14 protein-coding genes are annotated in these 16,413 nt (G+C 39.2%); 8 read left to right on the top strand and 6 right to left on the bottom strand.

Annotation, left to right across the window (positions count from 1 at the left end; all coding sequences use genetic code 11):
• Nucleotides 1-63: 63 nt before the first annotated feature.
• Nucleotides 64-330, top strand: coding sequence for a DUF6364 family protein (locus BM073_RS14925; RefSeq protein ID WP_091655137.1), 267 nt, complete (start codon nucleotides 64-66; stop codon nucleotides 328-330).
• Complete coding sequence (locus tag BM073_RS14920; protein ID WP_091655136.1) at nucleotides 314-730, top strand: type II toxin-antitoxin system VapC family toxin; 417 nt, start codon at nucleotides 314-316, stop codon at nucleotides 728-730. The genes BM073_RS14925 and BM073_RS14920 overlap by 17 nt, the downstream gene beginning before the upstream one ends.
• On the opposite strand, the gene BM073_RS14915 is transcribed toward BM073_RS14920, so the two are convergent.
• Nucleotides 682-1,569, bottom strand: coding sequence for an alpha/beta hydrolase (locus tag BM073_RS14915; RefSeq protein WP_091655135.1), 888 nt, complete (start codon nucleotides 1,567-1,569; stop codon nucleotides 682-684). The two genes, BM073_RS14920 and BM073_RS14915, sit on opposite strands and share 49 nt — an antisense overlap.
• A gap of 133 nt (nucleotides 1,570-1,702) precedes the next feature.
• On the opposite strand from BM073_RS14915, the gene BM073_RS14910 reads away from it, so the two are divergent.
• The 3 genes from BM073_RS14910 to BM073_RS14900 are packed head-to-tail and all read left to right on the top strand — an operon-like array spanning nucleotide 1,703 to nucleotide 4,715.
• Nucleotides 1,703-2,791, top strand: coding sequence for an efflux RND transporter periplasmic adaptor subunit (locus tag BM073_RS14910; protein ID WP_091655134.1), 1,089 nt, complete (start codon nucleotides 1,703-1,705; stop codon nucleotides 2,789-2,791).
• Nucleotides 2,788-4,044, top strand: a complete 1,257-nt coding sequence (locus tag BM073_RS14905) for an ABC transporter permease (RefSeq protein ID WP_091655133.1) — start codon at nucleotides 2,788-2,790, stop codon at nucleotides 4,042-4,044. The genes BM073_RS14910 and BM073_RS14905 overlap by 4 nt, the downstream gene beginning before the upstream one ends.
• Nucleotides 4,041-4,715 (top strand): ABC transporter ATP-binding protein, encoded by a 675-nt coding sequence (locus tag BM073_RS14900; protein ID WP_091655132.1) that lies wholly within the window; start codon nucleotides 4,041-4,043, stop codon nucleotides 4,713-4,715. The genes BM073_RS14905 and BM073_RS14900 overlap by 4 nt, the downstream gene beginning before the upstream one ends.
• Before the next feature lie 335 nt (nucleotides 4,716-5,050).
• Here BM073_RS14900 and BM073_RS14895 read toward each other — a convergent pair whose 3' ends face one another.
• Nucleotides 5,051-6,046 carry a fasciclin domain-containing protein gene (locus BM073_RS14895; protein ID WP_091655131.1) on the bottom strand — a complete coding sequence of 332 codons (996 nt, stop codon included), beginning with the start codon at nucleotides 6,044-6,046 and terminating at the stop codon, nucleotides 5,051-5,053.
• Nucleotides 6,047-6,094: 48 nt separating this feature from the next.
• Entirely contained in the window at nucleotides 6,095-6,970 is an 876-nt protein-coding gene (locus BM073_RS14890; protein ID WP_091655130.1) for a hypothetical protein, read from the bottom strand.
• Nucleotides 6,971-7,200: 230 nt separating this feature from the next.
• On the opposite strand from BM073_RS14890, the gene BM073_RS14885 reads away from it, so the two are divergent.
• Nucleotides 7,201-8,007, top strand: coding sequence for a metallophosphoesterase family protein (locus BM073_RS14885; protein WP_245756434.1), 807 nt, complete (start codon nucleotides 7,201-7,203; stop codon nucleotides 8,005-8,007).
• A 373-nt stretch (nucleotides 8,008-8,380) separates the two neighbouring features.
• On the opposite strand, the gene katG is transcribed toward BM073_RS14885, so the two are convergent.
• Nucleotides 8,381-10,588 (bottom strand): catalase/peroxidase HPI, encoded by a 2,208-nt coding sequence (gene katG / locus BM073_RS14880; RefSeq protein ID WP_407639975.1) that lies wholly within the window; start codon nucleotides 10,586-10,588, stop codon nucleotides 8,381-8,383.
• Nucleotides 10,589-11,102: 514 nt separating this feature from the next.
• Here katG and BM073_RS14875 point away from each other — a divergent pair.
• Both BM073_RS14875 and BM073_RS14870 read left to right on the top strand, forming a co-directional pair.
• Entirely contained in the window at nucleotides 11,103-11,861 is a 759-nt protein-coding gene (locus BM073_RS14875) for a DUF6090 family protein (protein WP_091655128.1), read from the top strand.
• A gap of 154 nt (nucleotides 11,862-12,015) precedes the next feature.
• A complete protein-coding gene (locus BM073_RS14870; protein WP_091655127.1) occupies nucleotides 12,016-13,347 on the top strand; it encodes a GntP family permease in 1,332 nt (443 codons plus the stop codon).
• Nucleotides 13,348-13,541: 194 nt separating this feature from the next.
• On the opposite strand, the gene BM073_RS14865 is transcribed toward BM073_RS14870, so the two are convergent.
• Together BM073_RS14865 and BM073_RS14860 are read right to left on the bottom strand one after the other, a co-directional pair.
• Nucleotides 13,542-14,810, bottom strand: a complete 1,269-nt coding sequence (locus BM073_RS14865; protein ID WP_139217507.1) for a hypothetical protein — start codon at nucleotides 14,808-14,810, stop codon at nucleotides 13,542-13,544.
• A 560-nt stretch (nucleotides 14,811-15,370) separates the two neighbouring features.
• Complete coding sequence (locus BM073_RS14860; RefSeq protein ID WP_091655125.1) at nucleotides 15,371-16,159, bottom strand: SDR family NAD(P)-dependent oxidoreductase; 789 nt, start codon at nucleotides 16,157-16,159, stop codon at nucleotides 15,371-15,373.
• Nucleotides 16,160-16,413: the final 254 nt, after the last annotated feature.

Genomic DNA, 16,413 nt, shown 5'->3' with positions numbered 1-16,413 from the left:
AACCAGCTTCTTATGGAACGAATAGTTAAATAATGCGTATATTTAAATATTAATACGCATCAAATGAAAAAGCGCCTAAATATTACTATTGATGCAGAGCTGCTTGATAAAATCAAGCGGTATGCAGACAAAGAGGAGAAAAGTATTTCCAGCCTAGTGGAAGAGCATTTCGAAAAACTCATTAGTCGCAAAACCGGATTGCCCGAAGGAATGTCGCTGGTGGAATACATGCAGTCATTACCTAAATTCGATTTCCCTGAAAATTTTGATTACAAAGAAGAATACTACAAGGCTAAGGCAAAAAAATTAGGGTATGAAGATCTTTTTTGACGTTAACGTAGTACTGGACATAGCCATAAAAAGAACAAAAGATCCCGGAATTTTCAACAAACTTACTTTTGCTCTAGAAAGCGGAAAAATCAAAGGCTATGTAACAACTGGGTTAATTCAAACAGTCTCCTACTTCCTTCTTAAGTACCTTGATTATAACAAAACCAGAGAAATATTAACCATTATTGTTCCTATGTTTCATTTTTTGGATGGAGATGAAAAAGATATACTTAATGCTCTTAGGATGGATTCTAAAGATATCGAAGATGCTATTTTTTATCAAATCTCATTATCAAATCAAATCGATGCTATAGTCACCTCTGACAAAGATTTTTTAAAGTTATCTAATACCTATTTGCCGGTGCTAACTCCGGAAGAGCTCGTCCGAAGACTTGATTGAGAATTGATGAAGTCCAAAATATCCTCATATCCCTTGCTCCAAGTCCAAAAAAACTGAGTAATCATGGGAATGTGCTTAGTTTTTGGGTAAAAGGAGTAAGTTAAATCGGTCCCTTTTTGCTCAGCAGCTCTACGAAACCGCTCCACGGTCAGCCGGATTCCCGGGTATGTCTCCTCTCCTTCCAAAATCATGATGGGTATTTCATTTCCCTCCAAAAAATAAATGGGAGAATAAGCTTTCCAAATTTCAGGATCATCTGTAAAGGCATCATAATTTTCAGTACCATTGGGCCTTCCTTTCATTTCGCTCAAAAACCAAAACCAATCCAACCCAGCAGGATCATTTAAAATGGCTCCTTTTAATGGATTTTTTAAGCCTAATTCCTTAAAGGGTTCTTCTTTAATGGCTACCAAAGCCGCTAAATGACCTCCCGCAGAATGTCCTGAAATATAAATTTGATCCGGATCTCCTCCGTATTTTGAAATATTTTCAAAGACCCACTTCACTGCCAGGGCACTTGCCTTTTCCATAGCAGGAACTTGATAATCCGGAGCTAAGGGATAATCGATGATAACTGTCACCACTTTTCTCCTAGCCATTCTACTTCCCAAAAAGTCATAAATCTCTTTCTTCCCCTTATTCCAACTTCCGCCATGAATGAAAATTAAAACAGGTAAACCTTCTCCTTTTCTGGGAGCAAAAATATTCAGGTCCTTAGCCGGTAATTCCGACTCGTTTTGATCAGAGATATAAGTAATATTTTTACTTCGTCTGATTGGCTGGAAAGCACAGGATTGCAGAATTAAGGCAAGAAGAAAAAGGCTGTATATTTTTTGCATTGGAATAATTATTCGATCTAATTAACTGAGCTTCAAACTCAATGTTTTTATAAAATTTATGGCTCGGGTGATTTTTATCATGAAAAAAGCTGGACTACTTTCCTTAATTTGAAAAGAATCAAAGACCTAACGGATGAAATTTATCCTTCGTGTATTTCTTTTCCTAGCAATTAGCCTGAGTATTTTCTCCTGTTTTCCTTCTGAGCAGGAAAGCACCTATCCCGAACTCACATCCATTACCGAATCGGTTTATGCTTCTGGCTTGATAAAAGCAGTAAACCAATATGAGGCTTTTGCCAATAACACTGGCCCTATTCAGGAGATTTTTGTAAAGGAAGGTGATTTAGTCGAAGAAGGAACCCCTATCCTCGCCATTTATAATGAGCGGGAGAGACTAAATAGGGAAAATGCTGAACTGGCACAGGTTTTTGCCGATTACCAACAAAACCAATCCAAACTGAGAGATCTTCAGCTCACTATAGATTTTGCAAAGAGTAAAATGCAAAATGATTCTATGCTTTTTGAACGACAGAAAAACCTTTGGGAAAAGAATATCGGGACTGCAGTGGATTTGGAGCAGCGAAGATTAAGCTTCGAAAACTCCCAAACCGCGTATGAATCAGCTCTTATTCGATATCAAGACTTGAAAAGAGAAATAGAGTTCAATTCCAAAAGTGCATCAAAAAGCTTAGCAATCAGCAGAGCTTTGGAAAGTGAATTTGTCTTGAAAAGCAGAATCAAAGGCAAAGTTTATGCGCTTCCCAAAGAAAAGGGAGAAATGGTCAATCCCCAGACTCCGGTAGCCACATTAGGAAGTGAAAATCATTTCCTCATGGAGCTTCAAATTGACGAATATGATATATCCAAAATAGAAATTGGGCAGCAGGTGATCGTGACCATGGATAGCTACAAAGGAGAAACTTTTCAGGGAATTGTTAGTAGGATATTTCCCTTGATGGATAGCAAGTCCAAAAGCTTTACAGTTGAAGCCACATTTACCAAAGAACCTAAAGTCCTATACCCTAACCTGAGTTTGGAAGCAAATATTATTACAGCCACAGCCGAAAACTCCCTAGTCATACCACGAAACTTCCTCATTAATGATGAATTGGTCATCAATTCTGATGGAGATACAATTCCTGTGAAAATTGGCATTAGAAACTTTCAATTCGCTCAAGTATTGGAAGGAATTGGAAAAGAAACCCAACTGATCAAACCATGAAATGGTCCTTGATCATAGAGCTTTCAAAAGCCTTGATGTTTGCCAGAATCAAGCAAACGGCAGTAGCTGCAGTTGGCGTCATGTTCAGCATCACCATGTTTGTGGCCTTATTAGGATTCATGAATGGGCTCAATACCATGCTGGACGGATTAGTACTGAATCGAACACCTCACATCCGATTTTATAATGAGATCAAGCCAAATCCTAATCAGCCAATAGACCAAACATTGGAGTTTTCTGAATCGCTCAATATAATCCGGTCCATCAAGCCCAGTACAAGCAGATTAGCCATTCATGATGCAGAAAAAATAATTCAAACTCTGCAAGCTGATCCAAGAGTATTGGGTGTAAGCCCGAAAATATCATCCCAAGTATTCTTTAATGTAGGAACTATCGATCTCACTGGAATAGTAAATGGAATTGATGTGGAAAAAGAGGCTCAACTATTTGCCTTTACTGATTACATCACATCTGGTGATTATTCGGAATTGGCACAGACCAATACCATTATTTTGGGAAAAGGGGCTGCAGACCGGATGTTGGCAGATGTTGGGGATGTGATTCAAGTAACCACAGCCCAAGGAAACAGAATCCAATTAAAGGTAGTAGGCTACTATCAATCCGGTCTGGGAGATTTCGATAACAGTAACAGTTTTGCTTCTCTCGCTACCGTACAAAAAATGCTAGGTGAATCTCCATCTTATGTAACAGATATTCAGGTGAAGCTAAAGGATCTGGACTTGGCCCCTGATATGGCAAAAGAAATGGAGCAAATTTTTGGCATTGACGCCGATGATATTCAGACTGTCAATGCACAGTTTGAAACAGGAACACAGATCAGAACTTTGATTTCCTATGCAGTGGGTATCACTTTATTGGTGGTGTCAGGTTTTGGGATATACAATATTCTCAACATGATGATCTACGAGAAATTGGATACGATAGCTATTCTCAAAGCAATAGGATTTAACAGCACAGATGTCAATAGGATTTTTATCACTATTGCGCTTAGCATAGGGTTGATTGGTGGTGCTGTTGGATTGATTCTAGGCTTTTTAGCATGCCTCGGAATAGACCAAGTTCCATTTGAAACAGATGCCTTGCCCACTATTAATACTTTCCCGGTCGATTATAATCCTAAATATTACCTGATCGGGGGTTCTTTCAGTTTGATCACCACCTATTTGGCAGGCTTCTTTCCAGCTAGAAAAGCGAGTAGCGTTGACCCTGTGGATATAATTAGAGGAAAATGAGACCTACTGTTCTACAAGCAGAAAATATTGATAAGTTTTTCTATAACCCTACCAAAACTCAGGTATTGAAAAAGGTGAGTTTTGAAATAAAAAAGGGGGAATTTATCTCCGTGGTAGGTAAGTCAGGCTGTGGAAAATCAACACTGCTCTATATTCTTTCTACCATGGATACAGATTATCAGGGAAAACTATCCATAGATAATCAGTTGGTGACAGATAGGTCTGCGGATCATTTAGCAAAGTTGAGAAATGAAAAAATTGGATTCGTATTCCAGTTTCATTATCTCCTGAATGAATTTTCAGCATTGGAGAATATCATGATTCCGGGTTTAAAACTTGGGAAAGTTTCGAGAGAAGAATTGGAGCATAGGGCAATGGAAAAACTTAGAATTTTCGAGATGGAGGAGCATGCTTTGAAAAAAGCCAATCAGCTTTCCGGAGGACAAAAGCAAAGGGTTGCAATTGCCAGAGCTTTGATCAATGACCCTTTGTTGATTATGGGAGACGAACCTACCGGAAATCTTGATAAAAAGAACTCGGATATCGTGTATAATAAATTCAAAGAACTAACTCAAGAGTTTGGGCAAACCATGTTGATTGTAACACATGATCCAGAATTTGCCGCCGGAACAGATCGTACCATCGAAATGGAAGATGGTAGAGTGATTTAAGGACACCCCTCCCTACCCGTCTTGCTGGCACAATGGCTCATTTACAAATATAAAAATAGGGCCAGCGCTGGGATTAATTAATTCCATTGATCCAGGGGTTAAAACCCCAAGCTAGAAAATCTTCCGCTCCTATGGAGTTGGCCCTAAATCTCAATTATTGGGATATTTCACTGAAAGCGTATTTCTATTCTATTTCAACTGTATTTCTCTTTATCTGCTCCTCGGAATTTGTAATCCCGAGGCCTCACTGAAGGGTTTTTTATCCAAATACATTAATTCACAAAAAAGCCGACCTGAACTCAATCAGATCGGCTTTTATATACTCTAAATAGTTCTTACAAATTAGGTAAAAGAACTCTATCAATTACGTGTACAATACCATTTGTTGTCTGCACATCAGGAATCACCATGTTTGCAGGAGTATTATTTCCGACCCCTCTTACTGTTAGTGTTCCTTCAGTAAATGCACCCAAAGTCAATGGATCTCCACCTAACGGGCTTACATTTCCTGCATTCAATTCACTTGTAAATTTCTCACCTACAAAAACGTGGTTCAACAATACCTGACCAACCACATTAGCTGGCAATTGTCTGATATCAGAAGGCTGGTTGAAGGTCAATCCAAGCGCTGCTCCCAAATCTTTGAAAGCCTGATCAGTTGGTGCAAAGACAGTAAACTTAGGACTTCCTGGACTTGCAGTCAAAGCTTCAGCAAGACCTGCATAAACTACTGCCTCCACCAAGAAGCTCAATTCTGGATTGATAAATACATTGGCTGACTGAAGAGCGATTGCAGACTGTACAATATCCGCACCAGTAGCTATCATTACTTTGTCAATTACATGGACTGTACCATTGCTTGCGTTTACGTCAGTTGCAAGAATCTTAGATCCATTGATATACAAATCACTTCCTCTTTGGATAAATCTTCTCTGTGGTCCCAAAGCTGATGCAGACATTCCGCCAGCAGTAATATTAGAAGAACGAAGGTTTCCATTGGAAACGTGATACAGTAATGTATTCGTCAAGAATGGCTTTTGTAAAACACCAAGAGTCTCTTCATTAAGTCCCAATCTTGCAAAAGCAGTATTGGTAGGTGCGAAAACCGTGTAGGCTCCGGAAGGATCATTTGGGTTTGAATTACTCAAAACACCAGCTACTCCTCCTCTTACCGCTGCAGCTTCCAATACGCTGAAGTCAGCATTTGCAACCGCAACAAAAGCGATAGATGGGCTTTCATCTTCATAGGATGAAACTGATTCACAGGCTGTGAACGTGATGACTGCAAAAAGTGCAATCAATGTGGATTTAATATTTAATATATTTTTCATGTCTTTAATTAATTGAATGTTAACTGGAACAGCTGTCTAAGTGATTGATTAAAAAGAAAATGCTAAACCAGCGTAATAACCTGTTGATTTTCCTACGTTTCTACCAGCGATGTAAGAGTTAACTCCACCTACAATCCCTGCAAATTTGGCTACAGGCACGTATCCGTTAAGTCCAATTCTTGTGAAATTCACTCTTGTAGCTGGGAAGAAACCTGTAAATCCTTCACCCAAAATATCTACTCCATCTTTGCTGGATAGTTGGTTGGAAATAAAAGCATCTAAGTAAAATGCAGAACCTGCATAACCAAGCTTCAACTCACTCAACACTGCATTTGGAACTTGATTGCTTCTTAAGCTGTATCCCAATTGTCCTGTTGCGAATAGACCAAAGTCAGTCATAAATTGTGCGATACCAAAACCTGTGAATCTGGTAGACTCATTACCGATGGCAATGATGGACTGTAGTCCCTCATCCGCAGAATAATTCCCTAGCGGAGTTTCAACACCAACTGAACCTATGATATCCAATTGGTTAGTACCCACCGCTTTTGACAAGAAGCTATACTTACCATAGATTTTGATGTCTTGGATACCGGATCTTTCATTTTCAAATCCGTTATTCTGCAAAACTGCCTCGGAAGCATTTCCTTCACTTTTAATATATGGAAGATTAACAATCACGTTGAAGCGATCAGAAATACCGAACTCCCCATAAAGTGAAGTACTGGAAATAGTTACTTCATTAAACACTGGTACCCCATCTACTTCAGTAGGGACCAAAAAGACTCTGTCATAAGACTCCCTAAACTGGGTCAACACGACGGAACCTTCACCTTTCTTCTTCATAAATCCACTAACGGGACTTTGGGCCAGGGCAAAACCTGTGACCAACAACATCAAACTGGTAAGTAATGGAATTCTCATAATTCAGTAATTAAATAGTATTTGTTTTGAGCTAAAATTTTTCAGAGTCTCATTAGAACTAAAAACTTTGATAATCATCTTATCGAAATTGCTAAAAGCTGATTATTTGGTTTTAGGTCTTTATCAACACCTGAACACACTTACGAGGCGGAGTTGAAGGCTGGATTGAGTAAAAGGATAAAAATCTAGATGCGATATCAAGATTGGCCAGAAATCCATAAATTGAGTCAATGCAAAGACGACCTTTTCTTCAAAAAATCAGCCTGTTTGGCACTTCTCTTATGACCATGCCTTTTATGCTTTATGGGAAAATGGACTTCCCGAAAAAGACCCGATTGAAATTTATCACCGCATCAGACGGACATTTTGGACAAGCAGAGACAGATTTTAAGCAATCCCATCAAAATTTAATTGAAGCCATACAAAAGGAAAATGAGGTAGATTTTGTTTTATTCAATGGGGATTTAATCCACGATGACCCGAAATGGCTTCCGGAGGTAAAAAAGGTCTATAACCAACTTCAAATGCCTCATTATGTAACCCGTGGAAATCATGACCGAGTTAGCGCCGAAACCTTTGAGGAAGTGATGGGGCAGCCAAGTAATTTTTCATTTGAAAAGAAAGGGGATAATGGGTTCATCCTATTGGATTGTTCCAATGAAAAGGGAGAATATCTCTGTGCTGATTTAGACTTTTTGAGCACCCATCTGGAAAAATATACTGAACTAGCCCACGTTTTTGTATTTGTCCATATATCTCAAAATGATTGGACCCGACACGGAATTGACTGTAAACCATTTTTAGATCTTGTCACCAGTTATTCAAATGTAAAAGCTACTTTTCATGGACATGATCACGATGTGGATGGACAAATGCTTTATAATAGGAAGCCTTTTCTGTGGTCAGGGCATTTTGGAGGTTCTTGGGGAAACCCATTTCCTAGCTACCGTGTGGTAGAAGTTGGAGAAGATGGAAAAGTTATCACCTATTTAAAGACTGTAAAGGAAGGGATGATTTTGAATGGGCATAATTTGTAAAGTATGAATTCTGAAATCAGAAAGAAGTATAAATGAAACCCTCCAAGGGTTTGTTATAAAGAAAGTTGGGGTAAAATATTTATTCATTTCTCCAATTAGAGCAATCCCTTGGAGGGTTATTGAACTTCTGACCATCTTGCTGGCATCAAGGCTCATTTCCAAAAATAAAAATAGGGCCAGCGCTGGGGTGGTTATTGTCACTTGATCCAGGGGTAAAAACCCCTGGCTATTTTTTCGCCCATGGCTACGCCATTTATCTCCTCTAAATCTGCTCCTTGGAATTACAAATTCCGAAGTTATATCCTAGAATTTTCAATCAAAAAAAGGTGGTCCATTTCCAGACCACCTTTTCGGTTTATTAGGTTTGAGCAAATTAGGCTAGATCAAATCGATCCAGATTCATTACTTTATTCCAAGCTTTAACAAAGTCCTTTACAAACTTCTCTTTCCCGTCCTCGCATCCATACACTTCAGCGATTGCTCTCAATTCTGAATTGGAACCGAAAATTAAGTCTGCACGGGTACCAGTCCATTTTGGTTCACCGGTATTTCTATCAGAACCCACAAATACATTATTAGTGTCGTTGGTGGCTCTCCAAGTAGTATTCATATCCAATACATTCACAAAGAAATCGTTGGTCAATTTACCTGGAGTCTGAGTAAACACCCCATGCTTGGATCCATCCCAGTTTGCACCCATTACTCTCATTCCACCTACCAAAGCAGTAAGCTCAGGGGCAGTTAAGGTCATCAACTGTGCTTTATCGATCAACATTTCTTCTGCCTTTACCGGACAGATTTTGCTGATATAGTTTCTGAATCCATCAGCTCTTGGCTCCAAGAAGGCCCAAGAATCAACTTCAGTTTCTTCCTGGGAAGCATCATTTCTACCCGGAGTAAACGGAACTGTCAATTCAAACCCTGCATCTTTGGCAGCTTTTTCAACACCTGCGGAGCCTGCCAAAACGATCAGGTCAGCCATGGAGATTTTTTTATTTCCACCTGCAGTGCTATTGAATTCTTCCTGAATACTGCCTAGAGTTCCCAAGACTTTCTCCAACTGAGCAGGATTGTTTACTTCCCAGTTTTTGCAAGGCTCCAACCTGATATGAGCACCATTGGCTCCTCCTCTTTTATCAGAATTACGGTAAGTAGCGGCAGAAGCCCAAGCGGTAGATACCAACTCAGAAACTGTCAAGCCTGAAGCAAGAATATTCGCTTTTAAACCTGCAATATCTTTTTCGTCTACCAAATCAAAGTCAACAGCAGGGATAGGATCTTGCCAGATCAAATCTTCAGCAGGAACTTCAGGCCCTAAGTAAAGTGACTTTGGACCCATATCTCTGTGAGTCAACTTAAACCAAGCTCTTGCGAATGCATCAGCAAACTCCTCTGGGTTTTCATAAAAATGTCTGGACACTTTCTCATAATCCGGATCCATTCTCAAAGCCAAATCAGTGGTCAGCATAAATGGAGCATGCTTCACTTCCGGATTATGTGCATCAGGTACAGTTCCTGCTCCAGAACCATTTTTTGGTTTCCACTGGTGCGCACCAGCCGGGCTTTTGTCTAATTCCCACTCATATTCAAACAAATGCTTGAAATAGTCATGACTCCATTGCGCCGGAGTAGTAGTCCAAGCACCTTCCAAGCCGGAAGTAATGGTATGCTCAGAGTGACCTTTCCCGTAGGTATTTTTCCAGCCAGTACTCATCTCTTCGATGGAAGCTCCCGCAGGTTCTCTTCCCACATATTTGGTCGGATCGGCAGCTCCGTGAGTTTTACCGAAAGTATGTCCTCCCGCGATCAGGGCAACAGTTTCATAATCATTCATTGCCATACGGCCGAAAGTCTCACGAATATCTCTGGCAGCTGCAACAGGATCTGGCTTTCCATTAGGTCCTTCTGGGTTCACATAGATTAACCCCATTTGAACCGCTCCAAGTGGATTCTCAAGCTCTCTGTCACCAGTATATCGCTTATCTCCCAACCACTCAGTTTCAGAACCCCAGTATACATCCTCTTCTGGCTCCCATACGTCCTCACGACCTCCACCAAAACCAAAAGTTTTTAGTCCCATGGATTCCAATGCCACGTTTCCGGCAAGAATCATTAAGTCGGCCCAGGATAATTTTTTACCATATTTCTGCTTTACAGGCCAAAGCAACAATCGTGCTTTGTCTAGGTTAGCATTATCAGGCCAGCTGTTTAAGGGAGCAAAACGTTGAGTTCCCGTTCCTCCACCACCACGGCCATCGGTTACTCTATAAGTACCCGCACTGTGCCAAGCCATACGGATAATGAATGGACCATAGTGCCCATAATCTGCCGGCCACCAGTCTTGAGAAGTAGTTAATGCTTTTTCAATATCCGCTTTTACCTCTTTCAAATCCAAGGATTTAAACTCTTCTGCATAGTTAAAATCCGGATCCATTGGATTGGATTTAGAAGAATGCTGTCTGAGGATATTCATCTTCAACTGATTCGGCCACCAGTCACGATTGGAAGTACCTCCACCAGCCACTTGCTTCATCTCACCATTGTGAAATGGGCACTTGCTGATATCGCCTCCTCCATTCATATCATAACTTCTTGGGCCATTAGGATTTAAATCTTTGTCTGACATGTTATTAATTGGATTTAAAATTGAAATTCTGTTTTTCGAAATCGAAGATAGCTTATTTTTTTCTTATGGAAATAAAATTTCGATAGATAAAAACTATGAACCTTTACGCTTTTTATTGAAGCCTAAGTTAAAAAATTCATTCTCAGAAGAGAACTGAATATTTACGCAAAAGGACTGATTTTACTCATATTTATCACTTTCATATAAGGTATCAAAAAAGTACACCCACCTATACCAAACTTACATTTGCATAAGTTTTGTCCAAGCTAAAAGACCGCGTCTATAATCTGATTATCAAGTATTCATCAAAATATCATTCTCATAATTGGACTTTATCAAGGTTTCAAATTGAAGCTTTAAACCATTTCTAGTATATTAAGAAATGATCCTTTCCTATTTTAAACAGATCAATATAATTTGAGCAAACCACCTTTTCTGCTTCTAAATCCTTGCTTTCAAAAAACACATAATGCTCCACCTTTTTAAAAAAATCAGAAAGAAACTCCTGAAGGAAAATCGGCTGAAAAATTATTTAGTCTATGCGCTGGGTGAGATTCTATTAGTTGTCATTGGAATTCTGATAGCCTTGGCGATCAATAATGCCAACCAAAACCGAATCATCAAGAACAAGGAACAGAATTATTTAATTGGTCTGAAAAATGAATTTAGCACCTCCAGAGCAAAGCTTTTGGAATTGATGAAAATCAATCAGGAAAACCTGGAAACGGCCAAAGCTATTTTGATACAGATAGACAAAAAGGAGGTTAGTAGCTCTCAACTTTCATCCATGCTTTTCCAGACTTATTCGCGAGATATTTCTTTCAATCCAAATAATTCACTTTTACTGGAAATGATCAGTAGTGGAAGTTTAAGGGAGCTTTCTAACCTATACCTTCGACATAATCTAACAAACTGGCTGGCGACCTTAGATGATATTGCCAAGCAGGAGAAAGATTTGCTTGCCCAAAGAGAGAAGGCATTGGATTTATTTCGAAGTGATGAGTTTAGCCTTCGAACTATCCTCGAACAGTCAGGAGTTTCATCGCAAATGGGTATTCCTGTTACCAATCAGGGAAGTTCCATCTTACCAATTCTGGAATCATTGGAGTTTGAAAACTCTTTATTACAATTTATCCTTTCTACTGAAGCTACCCAAATACTTCATTATCAACCTCTTTTAGCAGACCTGGAAATCATTTTGGAAATATTGGAGAAAGAAATAAAGTAAGCTTGCTTTCTACCACATCCAACTCCCCTATCAAAAGGAAATTTCACCCATCTCCCTATTCAGCCTTTTTAATTAGGGAAAATTGGGTAATTTTTAGCTTACACTTTGGAAATCGGTCGAAAGACCATCTTTTCTACCTTGACATAAACCCAACATGCTGAGTATTTTCTTAATCCTGCTGGTATTAGCAATCATCCTACTGGCGATAGTCAAATTTGATATTCATCCATTTTTAGCGCTTTTCGGGGGTGCTTTGATCTATGGATTATTGGCAGGAATGAGTACCGATTTGATCCTAAAATCCATCTCCGAAGGATTCGGCGGGGTTCTGGGTTCGGTAGGCCTTCTGATATTGTTCGGGGTTATTTTGGGTACATTTCTGGAAAAAACAGGAGGTGCGATCGTCATTGCAGAACGGATTTTATCTTGGATCGGAAAAAAATCCGTCAATCTGACCATGATGCTGGGAGGCTACGTCCTCTCTATTCCTGTTTTTGGGGATTCAACCATTATCATGATGAATCCTATCGCCAAGTCTTTGGCGCTTAAAAGTAATCGTTCGTATGCAGGTACCATGATCGCTCTTTCACTAGGTGCCATGTGCAGCCATTCTTTGGTACCCCCTACTCCCGGTCCAATCGCAACGGCTGGAATATTAGGAGCTGATCTGGGCCAAATGATCTTCTGGGGAATAATTGTATCACTGCTGACCCTGATTCCAGGTTATATTTTTGTCAATCGATTTGTCTCAAAAATCCCTCTTAAGCCTAAATTGGCAGAGGCAGAAGGGCAACTGGATAGAAAGCTTTTTCCTTCGGTTTTCAAGTCATTTTTACCTATAGTGATCCCCTTATTGTTGATCATTTTAGCCTCTATTGCTAGTTATCCTACACAACCATTGGGAACAGGCAGACATATCACGATTATCACTTTTATTGGTTCCCCTGTATTGGCCTTATTGATTGGCGCAATTTTGTCTTTTGCCTTACCCAAAAAGTTAGATAAGAAAATGCTATCCACTTCAGGATGGATTGGCGAGGCATTGCTGATAGCGGCCCCGGTCATTTTCATAACAGGTGCTGGAGCAGTTTTTGGAAAAATGCTGCAAAACTCCGGGATTGGAGCTTTGGTGAGTGAAGGGATGCAGGATGCTAATTGGGGAATTTTTCTACCCTTTTTGATTGCCTTTGCCTTGAAAACTGTGCAAGGTTCAACTACCGTAGCCATGATTACCACAGCATCCATAATTGCTCCTTTGCTTGGGCCATTGGGTTTGGACTCTGAAACCATGAAAGTTCTGACGGCCTTATCGGTAGGAGCTGGAGCAATAGCTATTTCCCATGCCAATGACAGCGGTTTTTGGGTAGTGACTCAACTTTCAGGAATGACTATCAAACAGGGAAATCAGTCCCATAGCTTGGGCACCCTGATTATGGGAGTTACAGCCATAGGAATCATATATGTTATCAGTTTGATGGTGGGGTGATTTGGGAGTAATTGTGTAATTGATTAACTGAGTAACTGATGAGGTGGTGAGTTATTGGTTATTGAGTTATTGATTCTCGTGTCTCGCTTCTAGTCTCTCACTTCTAATCTCTCGTCTCTCAAATCTTAGTTCGGAGTTTAAATCCACTTCGATATAATTCGCCCCTGTAAACCGAAAAGAAATAAGAAAGCTGGTTATAATCTATAGCCGATTAAGAAAAATATTTTATGGGTTTTAGAGGATATTGATGGTACATCAGACATTCCGTTACCATTTTCATATCTAACAGTTCCTGAGATTTTTCCAATTCTTATTCCTGTCCCAACTAAGAAACTCATTTCTGCTAAGCGATCACTTTCAAAAGGAACTCTATTTTCGCTTCGAATCGAATTAAAAAACTCTGTCTCGATGAATTCATTTTTTGTTTCATCGATAATAAAACCGAAGGAGGCGCCTCCGTGGACAAACCACTCAACAGAATTGAAAAATAAACTATGCTGTAACATAGAGTTCAATTTTATCTGTTTAATCTCAAAGGTTGTTTCAGACCTCTCTATATGGTTAAATGACTTTTGATTGATATTACTACCAAAAAATCTATATTCCGCATACAACAATTCATTGGATAGAGACCACTTTTTCATATTCTTTGGAAATATCAAATCGAAGGAAATTCCAAAAGTAGGATTTGTTGAAGATCCATAATCGACATCCGTCAAATTGGGTCGATTCAGAGCTTCAAAATTTAATTTTGACATAGAAACCCCCGCAAGAATTTCAAATCTTGTCAATACCTTTTCTATTGTCTTGTAAAAATCCAGTCTATCTCCTTTACATTTCGCATATTTTAAAAAAAGACGAATTAAGCTTTGTGAATTATACCGAACAAAAGCAAGATCATTCATTATAGTTGGACAATCTTTTAAATAGTTTTCCAATTGGGTATGGAAAGCCTTATTTTCAACAGCAAAAACTCGGTTTACGCCGTTAACAGTTTCCTCTTTTTTGTATTTCTTGTACTTCAGATGAACATATTCATCATTTACTTTGATGTAAAAGTTATCTTTTGAGTTTGTGTTTTTAAGATAAAATAAGCTTTTCTCCCCCTTCACTAATGCCTGAAGAAATACAGTTTCAACAACAGTTTCGATTCTAGAGCTAAAATCCAATTCACCATTGCTTAAGACCTCAGATTCTACCCGCGCACTTACATAGACCTCATTAGCTACAGAAAAACCACGGATTTCTTCTGGTGAAAACGCAATTATCTCATCACTTCCAAAATTTCTAAAATCAATTTTCTTTGGATTCTTTTCCCAATTTCTATAATCTATTTCACCTGGTATTCTGTCACCTGATAGTGTTACTACCTCCCCAGTTGTAAAATTTGTTTGAGCAAATCCACTTTGGAAAAAAAGGATAAAACAAAATGTGAAAAAATAATTTAAACTTGACTTCTTCATAACTAAAATTTTGTCAAAAGAAATATCAAAAAACCAGTTTAACAAGTTTTTAGTTTAAAATGTAAAATTTATTTTTCTGAGCTAATTAGAGAACATGAATAACTTAGGAGTTGATAAAATGAAAAGTTATTGATTATTAAGTTATTGAGTCTCGCCACTCGCTTTTAGTTCAATGCTCAGCGTTCAAATCCGTTTCAATATGATAATTGTGTGAGGAATTGGGTAACTAAGTAATTGATGAGATGAGGAGATATTAAGTTATTGGTTATTAGAAGGTGAGTAATTGTGTAATTGAGGAAATGGGTAATTGAAGTGTGGTTGTTTAGAGTCCACTGTTCTACCCATCGGCAGATGGGCAAGGTTATTACCTGATTGAATGGTTTGTAATAGCAATAGAGGAAACTCAGCCGCATTCCCTTCGATATTCGACATTCGATGTTCGGCGTTCGTTATTAGTCTGGACAAGTAATTTTAGGAGATAAGTTATTGGTTATTATGTTGTTGAGTCTCACCTTTCGCTTCTTGGCTCTCGCTTCTCACTTCAAATCCAGCCTTCAAAATCACCTTGCAGTCCAGCCTCCGTCAACGGTCACCATAGACCCTACCATGTAAGTTGCGGCGTCGGAAGCTAAGAACAGGGCGGCACCCTGAATTTCTTTCAGTTCTCCCCATCTTGCCAATGCCGTGGCACCTACGATAAACTTCTTTCCTTCTTCTGTATCAGCGATCGGTAAATTCATTTCAGTTAAGAATGGTCCAGGACAGATCGCATTGACATTGATATTCCATGGTGCCAACTCCAAGCCTAAGGCTTTGGTCATATTGACAATAGCTCCCTTACTGGCGGTATAAGGCGTCCTGTTGGCTAGGCCCACCAATCCCAAGGTACTCGCCAAATTAATTATGGATCCCTTTTTCTGATTTTTCATCTGAGAAATTACTGCCTTAGAAGCCAACCAAGTCCCATTGACATTGATATCCATGACTTTCTTGAAATCTTCCTCTGTCAGTTCGTCAATGGCTCCACGAATATTGATTCCGGCTGAATTGATCAAAATATCAATAGAACCAAAAGACTCCAGAGCTTTGGCAGCCATCGCATTCATCTGATCTCCCTGAGTCACATCAGCTGAAAACCCTATGGCTTTAACTTGATATTCCTCAGCGATTTCCTTAGCAGACTGTTCGCATTCCTCTTGATTTCTGGCAACCAACATCACATTTGCACCTGCGGAAGCCAATCCAGCAGCCATTGCAAAACCAAGACCCTTAGAGCCTCCAGTTATTATGGCACTTTTGCCTTTGAGTGAAAAAAGTTGAATTCCGGGAAGTTGATTGAAGTTTGTCATTTGGTTACTGATTATTAGTTAATTGTGTAATTGTGTATTTGGTTAATTGTGTAATTGTGTATTTGGTTAATTGAGAAATGGTTTTGTTCAAAGTCCACCGTTGTGGTGGGCGACCAATATTATCCTTAGTGAACGCATTACTAATATTCCTTTTAATGTGCCAACTTTCAGCTTTCTCACTTCAAATTTCATCCTTTATGAGACCGCTTCGTTCCTCTCGGTGACAACACTGCCTACTGCCTACTGCCTACTTT

The organism is Algoriphagus ornithinivorans, assembly GCF_900115305.1.
GTDB classification, from domain to species: Bacteria; Bacteroidota; Bacteroidia; order Cytophagales; family Cyclobacteriaceae; genus Algoriphagus; species Algoriphagus ornithinivorans.
This window is presented reverse-complemented; position numbering and strand designations above follow the sequence as displayed.

Excerpts from the sequence above, each read along its gene's own strand:
- BM073_RS14925 (WP_091655137.1), top strand. The coding sequence starts at position 64 with ATGAAAAAGCGCCTAAATATTACTATTGATGCAGAGCTGCTTGATAAA.
- BM073_RS14920 (WP_091655136.1), top strand. The coding sequence starts at position 314 with ATGAAGATCTTTTTTGACGTTAACGTAGTACTGGACATAGCCATAAAA.
- BM073_RS14915 (WP_091655135.1), bottom strand. The coding sequence starts at position 1,569 with ATGCAAAAAATATACAGCCTTTTTCTTCTTGCCTTAATTCTGCAATCC.
- BM073_RS14910 (WP_091655134.1), top strand. The coding sequence starts at position 1,703 with ATGAAATTTATCCTTCGTGTATTTCTTTTCCTAGCAATTAGCCTGAGT.
- BM073_RS14905 (WP_091655133.1), top strand. The coding sequence starts at position 2,788 with ATGAAATGGTCCTTGATCATAGAGCTTTCAAAAGCCTTGATGTTTGCC.
- BM073_RS14900 (WP_091655132.1), top strand. The coding sequence starts at position 4,041 with ATGAGACCTACTGTTCTACAAGCAGAAAATATTGATAAGTTTTTCTAT.
- BM073_RS14895 (WP_091655131.1), bottom strand. The coding sequence starts at position 6,046 with ATGAAAAATATATTAAATATTAAATCCACATTGATTGCACTTTTTGCA.
- BM073_RS14890 (WP_091655130.1), bottom strand. The coding sequence starts at position 6,970 with ATGAGAATTCCATTACTTACCAGTTTGATGTTGTTGGTCACAGGTTTT.
- BM073_RS14885 (WP_245756434.1), top strand. The coding sequence starts at position 7,201 with ATGCAAAGACGACCTTTTCTTCAAAAAATCAGCCTGTTTGGCACTTCT.
- katG (WP_407639975.1), bottom strand. The coding sequence starts at position 10,588 with ATGAATGGAGGAGGCGATATCAGCAAGTGCCCATTTCACAATGGTGAG.
- BM073_RS14875 (WP_091655128.1), top strand. The coding sequence starts at position 11,103 with ATGCTCCACCTTTTTAAAAAAATCAGAAAGAAACTCCTGAAGGAAAAT.
- BM073_RS14870 (WP_091655127.1), top strand. The coding sequence starts at position 12,016 with ATGCTGAGTATTTTCTTAATCCTGCTGGTATTAGCAATCATCCTACTG.
- BM073_RS14865 (WP_139217507.1), bottom strand. The coding sequence starts at position 14,810 with ATGAAGAAGTCAAGTTTAAATTATTTTTTCACATTTTGTTTTATCCTT.
- BM073_RS14860 (WP_091655125.1), bottom strand. The coding sequence starts at position 16,159 with ATGACAAACTTCAATCAACTTCCCGGAATTCAACTTTTTTCACTCAAA.